The sequence below is a fragment of the Streptomyces sp. UF-297 genome (genome assembly GCF_058245575.1).
Map to the genome: position 1 here is coordinate 1 of NZ_JBSIBZ010000198.1, position 2,905 is coordinate 2,905.

General features: G+C 69.2%; 2 protein-coding genes. Both read left to right on the top strand.

Annotation, left to right across the window (positions count from 1 at the left end):
* Positions 1-2,481 (top strand): type I polyketide synthase (locus AC4IJH_RS43315; RefSeq protein WP_490857535.1); only part of this gene is annotated, 2,481 nt, incomplete at its 5' end.
* Positions 2,482-2,525: 44 nt separating this feature from the next.
* Positions 2,526-2,905 (top strand): beta-ketoacyl synthase N-terminal-like domain-containing protein (locus AC4IJH_RS43320; protein ID WP_490857536.1); only part of this gene is annotated, 380 nt, incomplete at its 3' end.

Here is a 2,905-nt window from a genome sequence, read left to right on the forward strand (position 1 = left end):
TTGCGGGTTCAGGTCACGGTGGAGGAGCCGGACGAGGCCGGTCGTCGTGCGGTGGCGGTCTATGCCCAGGTCGAGGATGCCGCCTCCGAGGCGGAGTGGGTGCGGCACGCGGTCGGCAATGTGGCCCCGGTCGGCTCCGAGATCTCCGGCAGTGGGCTCGCGCAGTGGCCCCCGGCAGGCGCCGTCGCCGTGGACCTGGACGATTTCTACCCGGAGCTGGCGGAGAGCGGTCTCGCGTACGGTCCGGTGTTCCAGGGGATGCGTGCGGCCTGGCGGCGCGGCGAGGAACTGTTCGCCGAGGTCGCGCTGCCCGAGGGCACAGAGGTGTCCGGCTTCGGGGTCCATCCGGCGCTGCTGGATGCCGCGTTGCACGTGATCGTGGGCACGGGGACTGTAGGCGAGAGCTTGGCGCTGCCCTTCGCCTGGGGCGATGTGGTGGTGCACGCATCGGGTGCGTCGGTGGGACGGGTGCGGGTGGCACCGGCCGAAGCGGGTGAAGGCTTGTCGGTGACATTGGCCGACGCCGAGGGCGAGTTGGTCGCCTCGGTGGGTTCTTTGGTGCTGCGGCCGGTGTCGGCCGAGGACCTTGCCGCTGCTGCGGCGTCGGCTCGTGAGGGTTTGTACGGCGTGGAGTGGGTGCCGATCGCGCCCGAGGGCGAGCCGGAGGCTGTGGGCCCGTGGCTGGAGTTGGGCCCCGAGGGCGTGAGTGGCCTGGTGGCGTCGGTGGAAGAGGGCGGAGAAGTTCCCTCGGTTGTGGTGCTGCGGGTCGTGCCGGAGGTGGGCACCGCCGGCGTTGCCGGTGCGACTCGGGATGCGGCGGTGCACGTACTGGGCGTCGTACAGGAATGGCTTGCGCAAGAGGCCTTGTCCGGGTCGCGGCTGCTGGTGGTGACCGAGCGTGCGGTGGATGCGGGACCGGACTGCGCCGTGGAAGTTGCCCTTGCCTCGGTCTGGGGCCTGGTGCGGGTAGCGCAGGCGGAGAATCCCGGTCGCCTGGTGCTGGCGGACGTGGATGATCTGTCCGCCGATGGCGTCGCGGAGTGGCTGCGTACGGGCGTGCAGTCGGCCGAGCCGCAGTTCGCGGTACGCGGGGGCCAGGTGCGAGCACCGAGGCTGACGCGAGTCACGCAGGATTCATCGGCCGCGGTGGGTGGTGCGGGCACTGTCTTGATCACGGGTGCGTCGGGCGCCCTGGGCGGGCTGGTGGCCCGGCATGTGGCCGCGTCCGGCAGGGCCAAGCATCTTCTGCTCCTCTCTCGCCGTGGCATCGAGGCTTCGGGGATGCCGGAACTGATCGTCGATATCGAAGAGTTGGGTGTCGAGGTCACCGTTGCGGCGTGCGATGCCGCCGACCGTGCCCAGCTGGCCGAGGTGTTGGACGGGGTGCCGCTGACCGGTGTCATCCATGCTGCGGGCGTTCTCGACGACGGGGTTGTCGGGTCGCTGACTTCGCAGCGGATGCAGTCGGTGCTGCGGCCGAAGGTCGACGCGGCCTGGAACCTGCACGAGCTGACCCGTCACCTGGATCTGGACACCTTCGTGCTCTTCTCGTCCATCGCCGGTGTCATCGGCAACGCTGGCCAGGCGAACTATGCGGCGGGCAACACCTTCCTGGACGCCCTGGCCGCCCACCGGCGCCACCAGGGCCTGCCCGCCGTGTCGTTGGCGTGGGGTCCCTGGGAGCAGGGCATGGCCGGAGAGCTCACGGACGCCGATCGGCAGCGACTGGCCCGCCAGGGGCTGAAGTTGCTGTCCGATGCGGATGGCCTCGCCGTACTGGACGAGGCCATGGCCCGCACCGAACCACTGCTGGTTGCCGCTCAGTTGGACCTTTCCGCGATACGCGGAACGGGCGAGATCCCCTCTCTGCTGTCCGGTCTGATACGCGGGCAGCGCTCCGGTGGGCCCACCCGCCGTGCGGTCGGCGAGCGCATGGTCGACGCGCAGCACACGCTGGCCGCGCGTCTGGGGGGTCTGAACCCGGCCGAACAGCAAGAGGCCGTACGGGACCTGATCGCCACCCAGACCGCAATGGTCCTGGGCCTGCCGGGTCCCGGCAGTGTGGATCCGGACCGCGCGTTCCGCGATGTCGGCTTCGACTCGCTCACGGCAGTCGAACTGCGCAACCGGATCAACACCACCACCGGCCTGCGCCTGTCCGCCACTGCGGTATTCGACTACCCCACCCCGGCGGCCCTGGCCGATCTCCTGATGCAGGAGATGCTTGGGACGGCCTCCGAGGAAACGACCGCCCTCGCGGCGTACTCCGGGCTCGACAGGCTCGAAGCGTCGCTCACCGAGATCTTGGACGATGCCGCCGCCCGAGCGCGGGTCACGGCACGGCTGAAGGACATTCTCTCCGTGCTGGGCGAGGCCGGTGGATCCGGCGAGGCCGACGACGGTGGTTCGTTCGCCGACAAGATCCAGTCGGCCAGCGACGACGACATGTTCGACTTCATCGACAACCAGCTCGGGCTCTGAGTACGTGGCCGTACCACCGTGCGTAATGAGGAAGGCGTCATTGGATGGCGAACGAAGACAAGCTTCGTGACTATCTGAAGCGGGTCACCACTGACCTGCACCAGACCCGCGAGCGCCTGCGTGAGGTAGAGGGCCGCCAGCAGGAACCCGTGGCCATCGTGGGGATGGGATGTCGCTTCCCGGGTGGTGTGTCGTCTCCGGGCGAGTTCTGGCAGTTGCTGGAGTCGGGTGGGGACGCGGTGGGTGCGTTCCCGGTGGACCGTGGCTGGGCGGAGGACATCCACGACCCTGATCCGGACGCGATGGGCAAGAGCGTCTCGAACGAGGGCGGTTTCCTTTACGACGCGGGGGATTTCGACGCGGAGTTCTTCGGGATCAGTCCGCGTGAGGCGGTGGCGATGGATCCGCAGCAGCGGTTGCTGCT